This window comes from Deinococcus sp. JMULE3 (genome assembly GCF_013337115.1).
In the GTDB taxonomy this organism is placed as follows: Bacteria; Deinococcota; Deinococci; order Deinococcales; family Deinococcaceae; genus Deinococcus.
The window spans coordinates 2,710,093-2,727,395 of sequence record NZ_SGWE01000004.1 but is presented as its reverse complement, the minus strand read 5'-3'; the positions used below and the strand labels follow the sequence as shown (position 1 = coordinate 2,727,395).

The window sequence follows — 17,303 nt, the reverse complement described above, 5'->3', positions numbered from 1 at the left end:
AGCGGATGCGAGTAGGAGCCAAGAGGATTCCGGGCGTGGAGTTGGCAGATCGGTGGGGTTCCGATCTGCCGACGAAACAGACGGAATCCGCACGATAAGGCAGCGGGCAGCGGCTCCCCCGATAAAGGTGGGAGCCGCTGCCCGTTCGGGTCAGGCGAGGTGTTCGGCCAGGCGGTCCCACGTCTCGCTGATGCCCTGCAGCATCCCCATGTCCATGACGGCCTGGAGGTCTTCCGGGCGGACGTACGTGGAGCGGCTGGTGACGCGGGTGCCGCCGGGAACGGCCTCGAAGGTCAGGTCGGCCAGCGTGGCGGGCATCTGGTCGTTCATGGCGCCGTGCTCGTCGCTGAAGTGGTCGGTGTACGTCAGGCGGGTGGGCGCCTCGATGTGCTCGTACACGCCCAGGCCCCAGCTGTTCATGCCGAAGAACTCGCCCTGTGCGGGGTCGGTGCAGGTCATGCAGTAGTGCCAGCGGCCGCCGGGGCGCAGGTCCACGGTGCAGTGCGTGAGGGTCCAGCCGCGCGGCCCCCACCAGTGCTTCAGGTGCTCGGCCTGCGTGAACGCGGCAAACACGCGTTCAGGAGTGGCGGCGAACGTGCGTTCCAGCACGAGGGTTCGGGCGTCTTCGATGCGGTGGTCGAGCGTGGCGTGCGTCATGGGGAACCTCCGGATTCGGTGGGGTCGGGTGCGGGGTCTTCGGGTGGGAGGGTGCGCAGGTAGTCGTCCAGCCGGTCCAGCCGTTCCTCCCAGAGGGGGCGGTAGCGGGTCAGCCAGTCGTCGAGGTCACGAAACGGGGTGGGGCTCAGGTGGGCGATGCGGCGGTTGGCCTGGGGTTCCATGTGGACCAGTCCGGCGTCCGTGAGGACGCGCAGGTGCTTGGAGGTCTGCGGCTGGCGCAGGCCCAGGCGGTCGGCGATCTCGCCGACGCTGTGGGGCCGTTCGCGCAGCAGTTCGACGATCTGGAAACGGTGCGGGTCGGCCAGGGCGGTGAAGGTGTGGTGGTTCAAGCGGCGCGTGACCTCCTTCTGATGCGTTCTGTTGTGCGCTTATTATGCCTCAATCAGAATATTCCTGTCAAGGCATATAGATTGGTGGAGGCAGTCCGGCTTCACCCCTCCCCCATCCGCTCAGGGATGCAGCGCCGCCCCGCCTCCCGCATGCGCGTCCGGCCCCTCGATCTGCACGGTGCTGTGGGTGATGCCGAATCGGGCCGCGACCTCCTCCACCTCATGCAGGAGCGAGTCGTCTGCCGTCGGAGCGACCAGATGCGCCGTCAGGTTGTTCACGCCGCCCGTCACGCTCCAGACGTGCAGGTCGTGCACGTCGTCCACGCCGGGCAGTGCGTGCAGTTCGGCGCGCAGGGCGTCAAGGTCCAGGCCGCGCGGTACGCCCTCCAGCAGGACATTGATGCTGGCGCGCAGCAGCGCCCAGGTGCGGGGCAGCACCCACAGGCCGATGCCCGCGCCCAGCAGCGGGTCCACCCACGTCCAGCCGGTGAAGCGGATCAGCAGCGCGCCGACGATCACGGCGACGCTGCCCAGCAGGTCCCCCATGACCTCCAGGTACGCCGAGCGCATGTTCAGGCTCTCGCCCTGCCCCCCGACCAGGATGCGGGCGCTGATCAGGTTCACGATCAGGCCCAGCACCGCCACGATCAGCATGGGGGTGGCCTGCACCTCGACCGGCTGCGCGAAGCGGCGCGCGGCCTCCACGAGCACGTAGATCCCCACGGCGAACAGCGCCCCGGCGTTCAGGGCGGCGGCCAGCACCTCTGCGCGGCGGTACCCGAAGGTGCGCCGCGCGTCGGCGGGCCGCGCCCCCAACCGCAGTGCCAGCAGGGACAGGGCCAGCGCCGCCGCGTCGGTCAGCATGTGCCCCGCGTCGCTCAGCAGGGCCAGACTGCCGGAGATGAACGCGTACGCGACCTCCACGAACAGGAACCCGCCGGTCAGCAGCAGCGCGAGGGTCAGCTGCCTAGCGTTCGCGTTCGCGCCGTGGTTGTGGTCGTGCCCACCATGGCCCTGCCCGGCGTGCCCGTGCTCGCTGTGCTCGTGCCCGTGGTCGTGCCCGGCATGGTCGGGAGCGGTGGAACCTCTTGTCATGCCCCGAGGGTCGCACCCACCGACCCCCGGCAGATGCGACCCCCGTTCACGAGACCTGCACTCAGGAGTCCGGCTCAGTCCAGCACGGGCACACCCCGCGCGGCGAGCGCCTGCGCGAAGGCGTCCGGGTCGGCGGGCGTCAGGTAGTACGGGGTGCCGCCCCGCTCGACGATCAGGCCGCCGCGCGTGTTCGACGCGATGGCCTGCACGCTGCGGTACCCGGCCCCCGTGAAGGTGTAGGTCCCGGTGTAGTAGCCGGGCAGGCCCACCCCGCCGCCCCGCACGCCCAGCCCGGCGTCGGTGCGGCGCACGCGCAGTTCGCGGTACGGCCACTCGAACGTGCCGGAGAAGCGGCTGATGCGCAGGCCCGTGTCGGTCAGGGTGTACGAGAGGCGCCGGGGCACCTGCGCGAACAGTGCGGCCAGCCCCACGCCCAGCAGGGTCAATGCCACGCTGCCTGCCACCGGCAGGGGCTTGTCGGCGCTGTCATCCGGGATCCAGGCGGTCACGATCAGGAGCAGGGGCGCCAGCCACACCAGCGCCCGGAACCAGACGGGCGAGGTGGGCGGCGCGGCCGACAGCGGGGCAGTCATACCCTCAGGTACGTTCGGCAGCCGCGCGGGGTTTCCGGCCGGACGCCGGGGCGCCGCCCCACACCTGCGCGACAGCCTCCTCGACGCTCTTCACGCCGTCCGGGTGGCCGTCCAGGCCGGGCGGGACGATCAGTCGGGTGTACCCGGCGCGGCGGGCTTCCTCGGCACGGCGGATGGAGCCGGTCGTGGAGCGCACCTCGCCCGCCAGGCCGACCTCGCCGAACACGGCGACACTGTCCGGCAGGGGGCGGCCCACCACGGCGCTGTAGATCGCCAGGGCAATGGCGAGGTCCAGGCCCGGATCGGGCACCTTCAGGCCGCCCGCGAGGTTCACGTACACGTCCAGGCCGCCCAGCGTCAGATCCAGGCGGCGTTCCAGCACGGCCAGGACGACGTCCACGCGGCGGGCGTCGAGGCCCACCACGACCCGGCGGGCGTTCGGGTACGGCGTCTTGCTGGCGAGCGCCTGCACTTCCAGCAGCATGGGGCGCTGCCCGTCGATGGTGGCGGCGACGACGCTACCCGGCACGTCCAGGGGCCGCTCGGCCAGGAACGCCGCCGACGGGTTCTCGACGGCGATCAGGCCCTCGCCGCGCATCTCGAACACGCCGAGTTCACCGGCCTGCCCGAAGCGGTTCTTCACGCTGCGCAGCAGGCGGTACGACCCGACCGTTTCCAGGAAGACGGTGGTGTCCACGATGTGCTCCATGACTTTCGGTCCGGCGACCGTGCCGTCCTTGGTGACGTGCCCGACCAGGACGGTGGCGGTGCCGGTCTCCTTGGCGGCGCGGGTCAGCAGAGCGGTGCCGTCGCGGACCTGCGCCACGCCGCCCGGCGCGCCGTCACCCTCGACGGTCACGGTCTGGATGGAGTCCACGATGCACAGCGCGGGCTTATGCTCGGCCATCAGCGCGGCCACATGTTCGGCGCGGGTGTCGCGGGTCAATTGGATCTCGGCCTTCACGCCCAGCCGGTCGGCGCGCAGGCGGATCTGCTCCAGGGATTCCTCGCCCGCCACGTACAGCACCGTGCCGCCCCCCGCCGCGACCTTGTCCGCCACCTGCAGGAGCAGGGTGCTCTTGCCGATGCCGGGCTCCCCGCCGATCAGCGTGACGCCCCCGGCGACCAGCCCGCCGCCCAGCACCCGGTCGAGTTCCGGAATGCCGCTCGGCGTGCGGGGCTCCTCACGGCGCCCCACCCCGGACAGCGGCGTGAGACGGCCACCCGTGATGCCCCCATACGCCCCGCCGCGCGCGGCCGTGGTGACGGCAGGCACCTCTTCCTCGAAGGAATTCCACGCCTGGCAGTTCGGGCAGCGGCCCAGCGGCTTGGCGCTGGTGTACCCGCAACTGCTGCAGACGTAGGTGGTGCGGGCTTTAGCCACGCGCGCCGGGGCGGCCGTCCGCCCGCCAGTAGGTCCCGTCCTGCGCAGCAAGGTAATCGCCGTCCACGAGTTCGGTCAGCAGGAAGCTGGGGTCTTCCAGGGTGCTGTGATCGGCGAGGATCTGCTCGGCCTGCCCCTGGTCGTAGGACACGCCGGGTTCGAACAGCCCGGTCAGGTAGTCGAGGATGGCGAGCTGGTGCGCGCGGCGGCGGTCGCTGGGCCACCCGGTGATACGGCCGTGTTCGTCCTGGAAATCGAGAATGCTCTTCGTCATCCCGCCATGCTACCGGACGCGCGGGCCACTGATGGTTCCCGGCGGCCGCATTGACGCGCCCGGCCCACGCCGGGAACGGTGAACTCATACGGATTCCGTCTGTTTCGTTAACAACCCGGAAGGGCGCCGGGTTGCCAACTCCACGCCCGGAACCCGTTTTTCTCCTGCTCCTGCTCGCTCCGCTCGGGTTGAAAGTTTTTGCAAACCTTTCAACCGGAGTCCATATCACCCCCCGCGCGCGTGATCACGGCCCGATCATGCCCCGCCGCGCACACTGCCCCCATGCCCGCCCAGACGCGGGAAAGGAGAGTCCCCATGACCCAGCGTGCCCACAAAATGCGCTCCCTGACCGTCCTGTCCCTGTCCGCCGCCGCGCTGCTGAGCGTCGCGGTGGCCGCCACCACCAGCGTCCGTTTCTTCATCAACGGGCGGGCTGCCGCGAACGCCATCAGCGTGAACGGCACCACGTACGTCCCGGTGTCCGCGCTGAAGGCCGCCGGACTGAACGTCACCGTGACTGGCGGGCGGGTGGACCTGAACCTCCCAGCGGGCGGGCAGAATCAGGTGGCGGCCGTGAGCGGCTGCCTGGGCGAAACGCTGTTCAACGGCGTGTGGCGCTTCCGCGTGACGGACGTGAAGGCCGTGCCGAACACCTACAACAACCGCCCCGGATTCGAGATCACCGCCGAACTCCGCAACGCCACCGGGCAGAGCCTCGACCTGACCGGCACCGGCTTCGGGATCACGAACGTGAATCTGGCCTTCGCGGACGGCACCACGACCACCGTCGAGAGCGTCGCTCAGAACCGCGACGGCTGGGACCACAACCGCGCCGTGATGCCCGCCGGGGCGTACGTCATGCGGGCGCAGGTGCCCGGCAGCGGCACACCCACGAAACTCGTGTACCTGCGCGCCGGGAACGTGAAGGCGGGCCTGCCGTGGAACACCCCGGACCCCGCCTTCCGCGTGGACCTCACCTGCCGGAAGTAAATGATACGGACTCCGGTTGAAAGGTTTGCAAAATCTTTCAACCCGAGCGGACTCGCAGAGCTGCGCAGCAGAGCGAGCAGGAGAGAACCGGGTTCCGGGCATGGAGTTGGCAACCCGGTGTCGTTCCGGTTTGTTAACGAAACAAACGGAATCCGTATGAGGAAGAGCCCCAGCATCAGCTGGGGCTCTTCTGCTGAAGAGGTTACGCGAGGATCTGGCGGGTGGCGGCTTCCTCGCCCTTCTCGAACTGGATGCCGTCCTGGCCGAGCACGACGCGGACTTCCTCGCCGTGGTTGCTGGCGAGTTCCAGGGCCAGGGGGTCCTCGATCTCCTCGCGGACCAGGGTGCGCAGCTGACGGCTGCTGCCGACGGCGTGTTTGGGGCTGCGGGATTTGAGTTTGCCCACCAGCCACGCGGCGATGGCGGGGTCGAAGGTGACGGTCAGTTCGCGGCTGGCGAGTTCCTCGCGCATCTCGCCCATGAGCTGCTGCGCGACCCGCACGAGTTCCTCCTCGCCGAGGCTCTTGAAGCGGATGACCTCGTCCAGGCGGTCGAGGAATTCCGGCGTGAAGATGTGCCGCAGCGGCTGGTTGTTGTCCGGCGTGACGGGGCTGAAGCCCACGGTGGGGTTCACGTTGAAGCCGGTGTTGCTGGTCATGATGATGATCGTGCGGCGGAAGTCCACGGTGCGGCCCAGTCCGTCGGTCAGGCGGCCGTCGTCGAGGACCTGCAGGAAGGTGTTGTACACGTCCGGGTGCGCCTTCTCGATCTCGTCGAGGAGGATCACGCTGAACGGCTGGCGGCGCACGGCTTCCGTGAGGCGGCCGCCCTGCTCGAAGCCGACGTAGCCGGGGGGCGAGCCGATCAGTTTGCTGACCGAGTGGCTTTCCTGGAATTCGCTCATGTCCATGCGGATCAGGCTGCGTTCACTGCCGAACAGCGTGCGGGCCAGCGCCTTGGCGAGGTGGGTCTTGCCGACGCCGCTGGACCCGACGAACAGGAAGCTCGCGGCGACGCGGGTGCGGCCGCCCAGGCCCACGCGGGCGCGGCGCAGCGCGGAACTCAGCGCGCGGATGGCGTCCGGCTGGCCGTACACCTGATCCTGCAACTGCTGTTCCAGGTCGACCAGTTGCGCGGCGGTTTCCTCGGAGTAGATGCCGCCCATGGAGTTGATGACGCTCTCGATGTCCTCGCGGGTGACGTAGGGCTCGCCGTCCTCGGTCTCCGCGACGGGCAGGCCGACACTCATGTTCAGGCGGACGCGGCTGGCGGCCTCGTCGATCAGGTCGATGGCCTTGTCCGGGAAGTTGCGGCCCGGCAGGCTGCGCTCCCCGATGCGCACGGCGAGTTCCAGCGCCTGCTCGGGGATCTGCACGCCGTGGTGTTCCTCGTACTTGGGTTTCAGGCCGCGCAGGATCTGCAGCGTTTCGGCGGGACTGGGTTCCAGCACGATGACCGGCTGGAAGCGGCGTTCCAGGGCGGCGTCCTTCTCGATGTAGCGGTGGTACTCGCCGGTGGTGGTCGCGCCGATCACCTGGATCTCGCCGCGGCTCAGGGCGGGCTTGAGGATGTTCGCGGCGTCCAGCGTGCCCTCGGCGCCGCCCGCGCCGACCAGGGTGTGCAGCTCGTCGATGAAGGCCATGACCTTCGCGTTGCGCAGTTCCTCGATGATCTGCCGCAGGCGTTCCTCGAACTCCCCACGGTACTTGGTGCCTGCGACGACGCCGCTGAGGTCCAGGCTGACCAGCCGCACGTTGTGGAGGTTGGGCGGGGTGCGCTTCTCGTGAATGGCGAGCGCCAGGCCCTCGACGATGGCGGTCTTGCCCACGCCGGGGTCGCCGATCAGGACGGGGTTGTTCTTCGTGCGGCGCGTGAGGATCTGCGTGACGCGGCGGATCTCCTCGCTGCGTCCGATCACGGGGTCGAGTTTGCCCTCGCGCGCCCACTTGGTCAGGTCGCGGCCGTACTCGTCGAGGAACGGCGTGGCGACCGGTTTGGCGGGTTTGCTGCCCGCGCCCTCGCCCTGCGCGAGGATGCGCCAGCGGATGGTGTCCACGTCCTTGGTAAGTTCCTGCAGGATGCGGAAGGCGACGCCGTCACCCTCGCGGATGATGCCCAGCAGGATGTGCTCGGTACTGGTCACCTGCGCGCCCAGGGCGCGGGCCTCGCTGGACGCGAGTTCCATGACGCGGCGGGCGCGGGGTGTGATGCTGGGCGCGTCGTTCAGGCGGTTGCCCTCGCCCCGGCCGATGATCTCCTCGACGCGGCGGCGCAGGCCGTCCAGGGACGCGCCGAACTCCCCGAGGATGCTCGCGGCGGTGCCGCCCTCGCGCATCAGGCCCAGCAGGAGGTGTTCGGGCCCGACCATGGCGTGGCCCAGGCGGTTGCCTTCCTCGCGGGCGTAGTGGAACACCAGTCGGGCGCGGTCATCGTATCGGTTCATGGGAACCCCCTAGGGAAAGCGCGGCAGGGGCGCAGTGAGCGGTGAGCAGGGCAGGAGCAACTGTCGCGGCGGACGGGGGCAGGTGGTGACAGCCTGAGTGTAGGGTAGCGCCGAGCCTGACGGGAAGGCTGGGGAAACCTTACGATCTGCGCACACCTTTTCCACACCTGGGACTGTACCGCGCGCGACCTGACGGTCTTCTTTCCCACGCCGCGCGGCCGTACCCTGGGCAGCGTGAGTGACGACCCCGCACCCCGCGCCCGCGACGTGATCTTCGGTTCGCAGCAGGACCGCATCCAGCAGCGGCTCGACGCGCTCGATCCCGATCTGGGCACGTATATCCGCGACTTCGCGTACGACACGGTGTACGACCGGCCCGGACTGGACCTGAAAACCAAGGAACTCATCGCGTGCGCGCTGCTGGTGTCCCTGGGCAGCCCGCCGGAACTCCGCACGCACCTGCGCGGCGCGCTGAACGCCGGGGCGACCGAAGCCGAGGTGCGCGGCGCCCTGATGATGTGCGTGCCGTACCTGGGGTTCCCCCGGACGGTCGCCGCCTTCGAGGTGCTGCGCCAGCACCTGGGAACGCAAAGACCGGCCCCCACGCGGGAGGCCGGTCCGGTTGACGCAGGTTAGAAGGTGGTCTTCACGCCGATGCGGGCCTTGAAGACGGTGCCGGGGCGCACGAAGCGGTTGTCATAGGTGGAGTATTCGGCCGAACCGGGCGCGTAGGTGCCGCCGGCGTTGGTGTTGCTGCCGCCGGTGGTGATGCTGGACTTGAAGTAGTGGTCGACGCCCAGGTCACCCACGAGGCTCAGGCCGCCGGTCAGGGCGTAGCTGACCATGACCCCGGCACCCAGACCGAAGGCGTTGCTCGTGTAGGTGACGTTGCCGTCGCTGCCGTAGTCCTCGACGGAGCGGAACATGCCGTAACGGCCGCCGCCGTAGAAGGTGGCGTCCACGCCGGGGGTCAGTTCACCCAGACCGTACGTGCCGTCCAGCGAGACGCTGGTGCGGCTGCCGTATTCGGTGGCGCCCAGGCTGGACTTCAGGTCGCCAAAGGTGGGGGTGCCTGCAGCGCCGAAGTTGTCGTTGTCGTTGATGGCGTCGCTGGCACGGGTGTAGGACACGCCGGCCTTGATGCCGACGGGACCGGCGACGTTGGGGGCGTGGACGAACACCTCGCCGCTGAGGCCGCCGGCGTACCCGCCGGTGAGGCCGAGTTCGATGCCGCTGAGGCTCTGGGCGCCCGCGGTGGCGGTGGTGGCGGCGATGGTCAGCAGGGTGATCGGCAGCAGCGTCTTCATGAGTGGTAGCGTCGGGCCTGAACGTGAGAGGGGTCCCCGGTCTGGGTGATTGAAGATTAAGGCCGCCGGGAGCATGAAGATCTCGTGTTGAAGATGAGAATGGCGGTCTCAGGGCGCAGAGTGGACTTGCGGTGGTGGTGTCCCGATCTGCTAAACTTGAACTCAGTCCAATTTGGCATGCTGGGGCGACCGGCATCACCCGCCGCATCGCACCAGCCGTGAGTGCACACTTCCCGGAGGCCCCATGAACATCCTGACCCTAGTCCGCCAAGTGCCCGACGCCGAAGCGCGCGTCAAGATCAACGCCCAGCAGGTCGACCTCGACGGCGCCACCCTCGTCATCGACGGCATGGACGAGTACGGCGTGGAAGAAGCCCTGCGCCTGCGCGAAAGCGGCGCGAACGTCGAGCAGATCATCGCGCTCGCCATCGGCCCCAAACGCAACGAGGACGCCCTGCGGACCGCCCTGGCCATGGGCGTCGACCGCGCCATCCACGTCGAGACCGACGAGAAGTTCGACGCCGTGACCCTCAGCCGCGTCGTCGCGCAGGTCGCGCAGGCCGAGAACGCGGGCCTGATCCTCGTGGGCGGCCAGGAAGCCGACTGGGACTCCCAGGCCCTCGGCGCCGCCAGCGCCGAACGCCTCGGCTGGCCCCAACTCACCTGGACGAACGAACTGAAACTCGACGGTGACACCCTGACCGGCCGCCACGACGTGGACGACGGCAACGAGAGCTTCCGCGCGACCCTCCCGGCCGTGGTGACCACCCAGCAGGGCCTCAACGAACCCCGCTACCCCACCCTGCCGAACATCATGAAGGCCAAGAAGAAGGAACTCCGCAAGGACGACCCCGCTGGCTACGGCCTGACGGGCAAGGTCCGCACCGTGAACGCCGAGATCCAGACCCGCGCCCGCCTGAACAGGATGATCGACGGCAAGGACCCCCAGGCCGCCGCCCAGCAGCTTCTCGACCTGCTTCGCAACGAAGCCAAGGTGATCGCATGATTCTGATCGTCGCTGAACACACCGCCGGGAAACTGGCGAAAGCCACCCTGGAAATGGTCACCGCCGCCCGCGAGTCGGGCCGCGAGGGCCCCATCACCCTGCTCGTGCTGGGCCAGAACGTTGCCAATGTGGCCACCGAGGCCGCCGCCGTCGCCGATCAGGTGCTCGTCGCCGACCTGCCCGGGCTCGCCACGTACAACGCCGAGGTCTGGGCCGCCGCCACCACGCAGATCGCACAGGAAGGCGAGGCGCACACCGTCATCATCGGCGGCAGCCGCTCCGGCCGCGAGTACGCCCCCCGCGTCGCCGTGAAGCTGGACGCCGCGTACCTCGAGGACGCCACCAAGCTCAGCAGCAACGGCGCGGCCCTCCAGGCGCAGCGCTACACGTACCTCGCCCGCGTGACCGAGACCGTCGAGGCCGACGGGCTGGTCGTCGTGACTGTCAAACCCGGCTCGTTCGCGCCCGCCGCCCCCGCCGCCGCGGCCGGTGAGCAGTACGACGTCGAACTCACCCTGCCCGCCCCCCGCGTCGAGGTGACCGGCAAGAGCGTCGAGAAGAGCAGCCGCGTCGCCCTGACCGAAGCAGACGTCATCGTCACGGGTGGCCGTGGCGTGGGCAGCCCCGAGAACTTCAGCCGGTACGTCGAGGCGCTCGCGGACAACCTCGGCGCAGGCGTCGGCGCCACGCGCGCCGTCGTGGACGCCGGGTGGCGCCCCTACGCCGAACAGGTCGGCCAGACCGGCAAGACCGTGCAGCCCAAGGCGTACATCGCGCTGGGCGTCAGCGGTGCCGTGCAGCACCTGAGCGGCATGGGCAAGAGCAAGAACATCATCGCCATCAACAAGGACGCCGAGGCCCCCATCTTCAAGGTCGCGGACTACGGCATCGTCGGCGACATCAACGAGATCGTCCCTGCGCTGATCGAAGCCAGCCGGAAATAAACCGGGAGTAGGGAGTGGGTTGTGGGTCGGTTGCCGACCTCCGCCCCGCCCACCTCCACCTGAGGGGTCCGCCGACTGCGTTTGCGTCGGCGGACCTTCCTCTTTTCCCACTCCCCACTCCCTACTTCCCACAACCCACTCCCCCATTGAGCGTGCCTTATGCCTCCGCGCCCCTGTCGCGGGTGTCCGTGACACTGGGGGCATGACGGACGTTTCGGGTGGGGTGGTGGTGACGGGCGCGGCGCGTGGCATCGGGCGGGCCATTGCCGAGGTGTACGCGGAGCGGGGCTGGCGGGTCCTGAGTGCCGACCTGAGCCTCCCGCCGAACCTGCGGGGGCAGCGGCGCGTGAAGGCGGACGTGAGTACCGCCGCCGGGCGCGAGCGGATCGTGCGCGCGGCGCGCGAGATGGGCGGCGTGCAGGTTCTCGTGAACAACGCGGCGTTCCAGGGCGCGCACGGGAGCGTGCTGGACGTCAGCGAGCGCGGCTGGGCGCGGACGCTGAACGTGAACCTGACCGCGCCGCTGCTGCTGACGCGGGCGCTGGTGGACCTGCTGCCGCGCGGCGGGGCGGTCGTGAACGTCGCGAGCGTGCAGGGGCTATTCGCTGAGCAGGGCAACGCGGCGTACAACGCCAGCAAGGGCGGCCTCGTGAATCTGACCCGCGCCATGGCACTGGACCTCGCGCCACACGGGCTGCGCGTGAACGCCGTGGCCCCCGGTGCGATCAGCACCGAGGCCGTCTTGCAGAGCATCACCGAGAGTGACGACCCCGAGCAGACCCGCCGGGACTACGAGGACCTGCACGCCCTGCGCCGCCTCGGCACGCCGCGCGAGGTCGCGCAGGTGGTGTACTTCCTCGGCAGCGACGAGGCCGCCTTCATGACCGGCACGATCATCCCGGTGGACGGCGGCATGACCGCCTCGTTCATGATGGCGGGCCGCCCGGTGTAGGAGGGGGAGTGGGAAGTGGGGAGTGGATGGGGCCTCTCCTCCGCCCCGATCCGTGCGGGCGACAGAAAGAGCAATCCGGTCCTTCCGACAACCCACAACCTACTCCCCACACCCCACTTCCCTCAGATCGTGCGGTTCCGCCGCCAGCTCAGCAGGGCGATGATCAGCGTGAAGGCGATCATGCTCAGGACCGGGATGGTGAGGATCGTGTTCAGGGGGGAGTTCATGCCCCACACGGGCCAGGGCGTGCCGCACGACGCGCTGGGGTCGGCGCTGCAGGCGCGCAGGACGGGCACGACGCCCCACGTTTCGAGGTTCTGGTACAGCGCGATCAGTACGCCGGTCCCGGCCAGGGGCAGGGCGTAGCGGCGCACGCGCAGGTCGCCGGTCAGGGCGGCGACGCCCAGGATGACGGCCAGCGGGTACATGAAGATGCGCTGGAACCAGCACAGGATGCAGGGGTTGAAGTGGCGGATCTCGCTGAAGTACAGGCTGCCGAGCGTGGCGATCAGGGACACGACCCACGCGGCGTACAGGCGGTTGTCGCGACTCACGGGCTTACTTCGCGGCGTCGATGGCGGCGCCGATGTCGGCCAGGGTGCCGGTGACCTGCTTGCCGTTCACGAAGACGGTGGGGGTGCTGTTCACGCGGGCGCGGGTGGCCTGGGCTTCCATGGCGTCCACGCGGGCGGCGGTGGCGTCGGTGTCCAGGCACTCGGCGAACTTGCTCTGGTCGAGACTCTCGAGGTTCCCGGCGAGGTCCTTCAGGCGGGCCTTGGTCGCCCAGACGACGTTCTCTTCGCCCTGCGCGCGGAACAGGATGCTCTTGAAGGTGGTGAAGGCGTCGTTGCCGCCCTGGTCGTACACGCACAGGCTGGCCTGCGCGGCGAGCTTGCCGTCGTCGGTGGGCAGCGAGAACTTCTCCGCCAAGAACGGCCAGAGGATGGTGTGGACCTTGGCCTTGCCGGTGTCCACGTACCTGGTCTTCAGTTCGGGGGTGACGGTCTCCTCGAAGTTCTTGCAGGCGGGGCACTTGAAGTCCTCGACGACCACGACGTCCACCGGGGCGCTGTCCTGCCCGGCGAAGGGGACGCCCTGCAGGTCGAATTCGGCGGTTCCGGCGGCGGGTTTGCCCTGCACGGCGAACACGGCCAGGCCGATGAGGACGGCGGCGATCAGCGTGCCGATCACCAGGAACATGCGGTTGGGGTTGCTGTTGGCAGTCATGGTTGGGGGCAGTGTAGAGCATTTGCCATAAAGGGCCGTTCTTTATGGCCGAGCGGAGCGAGTGAATTTTGCCGAGCAGGACGAAGAATGGAGGCATCGGAAGTCTGTTTTTCCGGTGCCGTAATTCGGAGACCTGCGCTGACGCGGGTCACGTGGGGCACGCGCCCTGCTCCACATGAGAACGCCCCGGCGCGGGGCTCGGGGCGGCGGACGTGGGGTGCGGGTCAGGCGGTCAGGGCGGCGTCCCGCTGCGCGCGGCGGGCGCGGGCGCGCAGGATCAGGCTCACGATGCGCCGCACGGCGCTGACGGTCAGGCCGATGATCAGGGCGACCAGAGCGGTCCGCTGGAATTCCTCGTTGGCAGGCAGGGTGAGGCTGCCGTCGAGTTTGGTCGCGAACTGACCCATGCCGATGATCACGCCCGCGTACAGCGCGGCGGCGAAGGGCAGCACGAACAGCCCGCCGGAGTGCTTGATGAGCAGGACGCCCGCCAGCGCGCCGCCCACGAGGGGCAGGATGACCGTCCACTGGTCGGGCGGCGTGACGGGACTGAAGTACCCCAGGCCGCCCAGCAGCAGCGCGACGTAGCCGTACCAGCCGTCGAACTCGTCGGCGATGATGGTCAGGGCCACCCAGGTGAGCAGGCGTACCGGCCACTCGCCGGGCGTCCACTGGAAGTACGCCAGGGCGGCCAGGGTGATCAGGCCGCCCAGCAGGTGCGCCAGGGCGCGGCCCGGCGTGATGCGCGGCGGTTCGAACTCCGGCAGGCGTGGGCGGGCCCGGCGGGTGCGGGTCGGCGCGGGGGCCGGGGTGACCGGCGGGGTGGGCTGGGGGGAGGGGGCGGAGTCGGGCGCGGTCATGCGCTTTCTTTCTTAGCACGCCCCTTGCGGGTGGGGGCCGCGCCGACGGGTTCCGGCTCCTCGGCGGCGGCCTTCTTCGGGGTGCGCTTGGCCTTCTTCGGGGCGCTGTCAGGCTCGGCTGGAGTCGCGTCGGCTCTGGGCTGGGCGGGCGTGATGCCGGGTACGCGGCGCAGGTACTCGCCGGTGTGGCTGGTCGGGTGCGCGGCCATCTCCTCCGGGGTGCCGGTGCCGACGACCGTGCCGCCGCGCACGCCGCCCTCGGGACCCAGGTCGATGATGTGGTCGGCGGTCTTCATGACGTCCAGGCTGTGCTCGATGATCACGAGGGTGTTGCCGCCCTCCACGAGGCGTTGCAGCACTTCCATGAGTTTGCGGACATCCTCGAAGTGCAATCCCGTCGTGGGTTCGTCGAGGATGTAGATGGTCTTGCCGGTGGCGCGTTTGCTCAGTTCGCTGGCGAGTTTGATGCGCTGCGCCTCGCCGCCGGAGAGGGTGGTGCTGGGCTGCCCGATCTTCATGTAGCCCAGGCCCACGTCGCACAGCAGGGTCATCTTGCGTTCGATGGCGGGGATCGCCTCGAAGAAGCTCTGGGCGTCCTCGACGGTCAGGTCGAGCACGTCGGCGATGGTCTTGCCGTTGTACTTGACCTCCAGCGTCTCGCGGTTGTAGCGCGCGCCCTTGCAGACCTCGCAGGGAACGTAGATGTCCGGCAGGAAGTTCATCTCGATCTTCATGACGCCGTCGCCCTTGCAGTGCTCGCAGCGGCCGCCCTTCACATTGAACGAGAAGCGCCCGGCCTGATAGCCGCGCCGCCGCGCCTCGGGGGTGCGGGTGAACAGGTCGCGGATCTCGGTGAACACGCCGGTGTACGTGGCGGGGTTGCTGCGCGGCGTGCGCCCGATGGGACTCTGGTCGATCTCGATGACCTTGTCCAGATGCTCCATGCCCTCGATGCGGTCGTACCGGCCGGGGGTGGTCTTCGCGCCGTTCAATTCGCGGGCCAGCGTGGCGTGCAGGATGTCGTGGATCAGGGTGCTCTTGCCGCTGCCGGACGGGCCGGTGACGACGGTCATGGTGCCCAGCGGAATCTCGATGGACACGTTCTGGAGGTTGTGTTCGCGCGCTCCGATGACCTTCAGCCCCTTGCCGTTGCCCCGGCGGCGGTGGGTGGGCACCTCGATCTTCAGTTCGCCGCGCAGGTACTTCCCGGTCAGGCTGTTCTTGTCCTTCTTCACCTGTTCGGGCGTGCCGACCGCGACGACCTGCCCACCGTGCACGCCGGCGCCGGGGCCCATGTCCACGAGGTAGTCGGCGTCCATCATGGTGTCCTCGTCGTGCTCGACGACGATCAGGGTGTTCCCCAGGTCCCGCAGGTGCTTCAGCGTGCCGATCAGGCGGTGGTTGTCCTTGGGATGCAGCCCGATAGACGGCTCGTCGAGGACGTACAGCACGCCGGTCAGCCCGCTGCCGACCTGCGTGGCCAGCCGGATGCGCTGCGCCTCCCCGCCGCTCAGGGTGTTCGCGGTGCGGTCCAGGCTCAGGTAGTCCAGGCCGACGTCCACCAGGAATTTCAGGCGGGTGCGGATCGCCTTCAGGATGGGCGCGGCGACCGCCGAACCGAAGTCGTTCAGCACGTACTCGTAGTGGCGGGGGCCGTGCGCCTTCGCGCTGCCGCCCGTGTGTCCCTTCAGGAACGGCTCGATGGCCGCGTGGTCGAGCGCGCCACCCTGCAGTTCCTGGAAGAAGGTGTCGGCCGCCAGGACGCTCATGCCGCTCGCCTGACTGATGTTCAGGCCGCCCACGCGCACCGCGAGGATCTCGGGTTTGTAGCGGGTGCCGCCGCAGGTGGGGCACGGCTGGAGTTCCATCAGTTCCTCCAGCTTCTCGCGCATGAAGTCGCTTTCCGTGTCGGCGTAGCGGCGTTCCAGGTTCGGGATGACGCCCTCGAACTCGGTCATGAAGCGCATGGTTTCCTTGCCCGCGCGGCGGTACACGACCTCGAACGGCGCGCCAGGGCCGCGCAGGATGGCGTCCTGCGCCTTCCTGGGCAGGTCACGCCAGGGGGTCTTCACGCTGAAGTCCAGGTGCTCGGCCAGCGCCTGCAGTTTGTCCCAGTAGTAGATGCCGCCGCCCGTGCCCTTCTTGCTCCAGGGGAGGATGGCGCCCTCGGCGATGGAGAGCTTGTCGTCGATGATCTGGTCCGCGCTGAACTCCTGCTTGCTGCCCAGGCCCGCGCAGTCGCCGCACGCGCCGTACGGCGAGTTGAAGGAGAACGAGCGGGGTTCGAGTTCCTCAAGGACGCTGCCGTGCTCGGGGCAGGCGAACTTCTCGGAGTACAGTTCCTCGTGCGCACTGCCGTCGTCCTCACCCGCGCTGTTCTTACCGGCGTCGGGCATCAGGACGCGCAGCAGGCTCTCGCCGCGGCGCAGGCCCAGCTCAACGCTCTCGGCGATGCGGCTGCGGTCGCTCTCGCGCAGGGTCACGCGGTCGATGACGACGTCCACGTCGTGCTTCTCGAACTTCTCCAGCTTCAGCTTCTCGGCTTCCTCCAGTTCGTACAGCGTGCCGTCCACCCGCACGCGCGCGAAGCCCTCGCGGCGCAGGTCGGCGAACAGCTTGCGGTACTCGCCCTTGCGCCCACGCACGACGGGGGCGAGCAGGATGGCGCGCTTGTCGGGGAAACCCGCCAGCAGGCGGTCGGTGATCTCGCTGGGACTCTGCTTCTCGATCTTCCGGCCGCACACCGGGCAGTACGGGGTGCCCACGCGGGCGTACAGCAACCGCAGGTAGTCGTGAATCTCGGTGACGGTCCCGACCGTGGAGCGGGGGTTGTGGCTGGTGGTCTTCTGGTCGATGGAGATCGCCGGGGACAGGCCGGTGATGCTCTCGACGTCGGGTTTCTCCATCAGGCCCAGGAACTGACGGGCGTACGCGCTGAGACTCTCGACGTAGCGGCGCTGGCCCTCGGCGTAGATGGTGTCGAAGGCCAGGGTACTCTTGCCGCTGCCGGACACGCCGGTGATCACCACGAACTGGTCGCGCGGCAGTTCCACCGTGATGTCCTTGAGGTTGTGTGCCTTCGCGCCCTTCACGATCAGATTGTTCTGCAAGGTCTGGCTCCTCGTGCGCGGCCGGGCGTGCATGCAGCGGGCCGCCGAATATTTACGTTGCGTGCGTAAGGTCACCCCTGCGCTTCGGAAACGAGACAGTGTAGCAGGTCA

Annotated in this window: 17 protein-coding genes; 5 read left to right on the top strand and 12 right to left on the bottom strand. The window is 69.0% G+C overall.

From position 1 onward, the window contains the following. Window positions 1-150: 150 nt before the first annotated feature. From EXW95_RS16070 to EXW95_RS16045, 6 genes are all read right to left on the bottom strand, one after another. Complete coding sequence (locus EXW95_RS16070) at window positions 151-657, bottom strand: SRPBCC domain-containing protein (protein WP_174368294.1); 507 nt, start codon at window positions 655-657, stop codon at window positions 151-153. Then, window positions 654-1,007, bottom strand: a complete 354-nt coding sequence (locus EXW95_RS16065) for a helix-turn-helix transcriptional regulator (RefSeq protein WP_174368293.1) — start codon at window positions 1,005-1,007, stop codon at window positions 654-656. Before EXW95_RS16065 ends, EXW95_RS16070 begins: the two co-directional genes overlap by 4 nt. Before the next feature lie 120 nt (window positions 1,008-1,127). After that, window positions 1,128-2,102 carry a cation diffusion facilitator family transporter gene (locus tag EXW95_RS16060; protein ID WP_174368292.1) on the bottom strand — a complete coding sequence of 325 codons (975 nt, stop codon included), beginning with the start codon at window positions 2,100-2,102 and terminating at the stop codon, window positions 1,128-1,130. 74 nt (window positions 2,103-2,176) lie between these two features. After that, entirely contained in the window at window positions 2,177-2,695 is a 519-nt protein-coding gene (locus EXW95_RS16055) for a PH domain-containing protein (protein ID WP_174368291.1), read from the bottom strand. A gap of 4 nt (window positions 2,696-2,699) precedes the next feature. Beyond that, window positions 2,700-4,079 (bottom strand): DNA repair protein RadA, encoded by a 1,380-nt coding sequence (radA, locus tag EXW95_RS16050; RefSeq protein WP_174368290.1) that lies wholly within the window; start codon window positions 4,077-4,079, stop codon window positions 2,700-2,702. Then, window positions 4,072-4,353, bottom strand: coding sequence for a DUF2087 domain-containing protein (locus tag EXW95_RS16045; RefSeq protein WP_174368289.1), 282 nt, complete (start codon window positions 4,351-4,353; stop codon window positions 4,072-4,074). The genes radA and EXW95_RS16045 overlap by 8 nt, the downstream gene beginning before the upstream one ends. A 315-nt stretch (window positions 4,354-4,668) precedes the next feature. On the opposite strand from EXW95_RS16045, the gene EXW95_RS16040 reads away from it, so the two are divergent. Next, window positions 4,669-5,343: a hypothetical protein gene (locus tag EXW95_RS16040; protein WP_174368288.1), complete on the top strand. Its 675-nt coding sequence runs from the start codon at window positions 4,669-4,671 to the stop codon at window positions 5,341-5,343. A gap of 202 nt (window positions 5,344-5,545) precedes the next feature. Here the strand turns inward: EXW95_RS16040 and EXW95_RS16035 are convergent, their stop codons facing one another. Further along, entirely contained in the window at window positions 5,546-7,786 is a 2,241-nt protein-coding gene (locus EXW95_RS16035; RefSeq protein ID WP_046844541.1) for an ATP-dependent Clp protease ATP-binding subunit, read from the bottom strand. A gap of 234 nt (window positions 7,787-8,020) precedes the next feature. Between EXW95_RS16035 and EXW95_RS16030 the strand changes: the two genes are divergently transcribed. Then, window positions 8,021-8,422: a carboxymuconolactone decarboxylase family protein gene (locus EXW95_RS16030; RefSeq protein WP_174368287.1), complete on the top strand. Its 402-nt coding sequence runs from the start codon at window positions 8,021-8,023 to the stop codon at window positions 8,420-8,422. On the opposite strand, the gene EXW95_RS16025 is transcribed toward EXW95_RS16030, so the two are convergent. Next, the gene (locus EXW95_RS16025) at window positions 8,419-9,093 is read right to left on the bottom strand and encodes a hypothetical protein (protein WP_174368286.1); all 675 of its coding nucleotides are present in this window, start codon (window positions 9,091-9,093) and stop codon (window positions 8,419-8,421) included. The genes EXW95_RS16030 and EXW95_RS16025 overlap by 4 nt on opposite strands. A gap of 244 nt (window positions 9,094-9,337) precedes the next feature. Here EXW95_RS16025 and EXW95_RS16020 point away from each other — a divergent pair, with 244 nt between their 5' ends. From EXW95_RS16020 to EXW95_RS16010, 3 genes are all read left to right on the top strand, one after another. Continuing rightward, complete coding sequence (locus EXW95_RS16020) at window positions 9,338-10,099, top strand: electron transfer flavoprotein subunit beta/FixA family protein (RefSeq protein WP_174368285.1); 762 nt, start codon at window positions 9,338-9,340, stop codon at window positions 10,097-10,099. Beyond that, on the top strand, window positions 10,096-11,043 hold the full coding sequence (locus EXW95_RS16015) for an electron transfer flavoprotein subunit alpha/FixB family protein (RefSeq protein ID WP_174368284.1): 948 nt from the start codon (window positions 10,096-10,098) through the stop codon (window positions 11,041-11,043). The genes EXW95_RS16020 and EXW95_RS16015 overlap by 4 nt, the downstream gene beginning before the upstream one ends. A 202-nt stretch (window positions 11,044-11,245) precedes the next feature. Continuing rightward, window positions 11,246-11,995, top strand: coding sequence for an SDR family NAD(P)-dependent oxidoreductase (locus EXW95_RS16010; RefSeq protein WP_174368283.1), 750 nt, complete (start codon window positions 11,246-11,248; stop codon window positions 11,993-11,995). Between the two features lie 122 nt (window positions 11,996-12,117). Here the strand turns inward: EXW95_RS16010 and EXW95_RS16005 are convergent, their stop codons facing one another. From EXW95_RS16005 to uvrA, 4 genes are all read right to left on the bottom strand, one after another. After that, complete coding sequence (locus tag EXW95_RS16005; RefSeq protein WP_174368282.1) at window positions 12,118-12,549, bottom strand: disulfide bond formation protein B; 432 nt, start codon at window positions 12,547-12,549, stop codon at window positions 12,118-12,120. Between the two features lie 4 nt (window positions 12,550-12,553). Further along, window positions 12,554-13,222, bottom strand: a complete 669-nt coding sequence (locus tag EXW95_RS16000) for a thioredoxin domain-containing protein (RefSeq protein ID WP_174368281.1) — start codon at window positions 13,220-13,222, stop codon at window positions 12,554-12,556. 224 nt (window positions 13,223-13,446) lie between these two features. Then, on the bottom strand, window positions 13,447-14,082 hold the full coding sequence (locus EXW95_RS15995; RefSeq protein WP_174368280.1) for a hypothetical protein: 636 nt from the start codon (window positions 14,080-14,082) through the stop codon (window positions 13,447-13,449). Next, a complete protein-coding gene (uvrA, locus tag EXW95_RS15990) occupies window positions 14,079-17,225 on the bottom strand; it encodes an excinuclease ABC subunit UvrA (RefSeq protein ID WP_174368279.1) in 3,147 nt (1,048 codons plus the stop codon). The genes EXW95_RS15995 and uvrA overlap by 4 nt, the downstream gene beginning before the upstream one ends. Window positions 17,226-17,303: the final 78 nt, after the last annotated feature.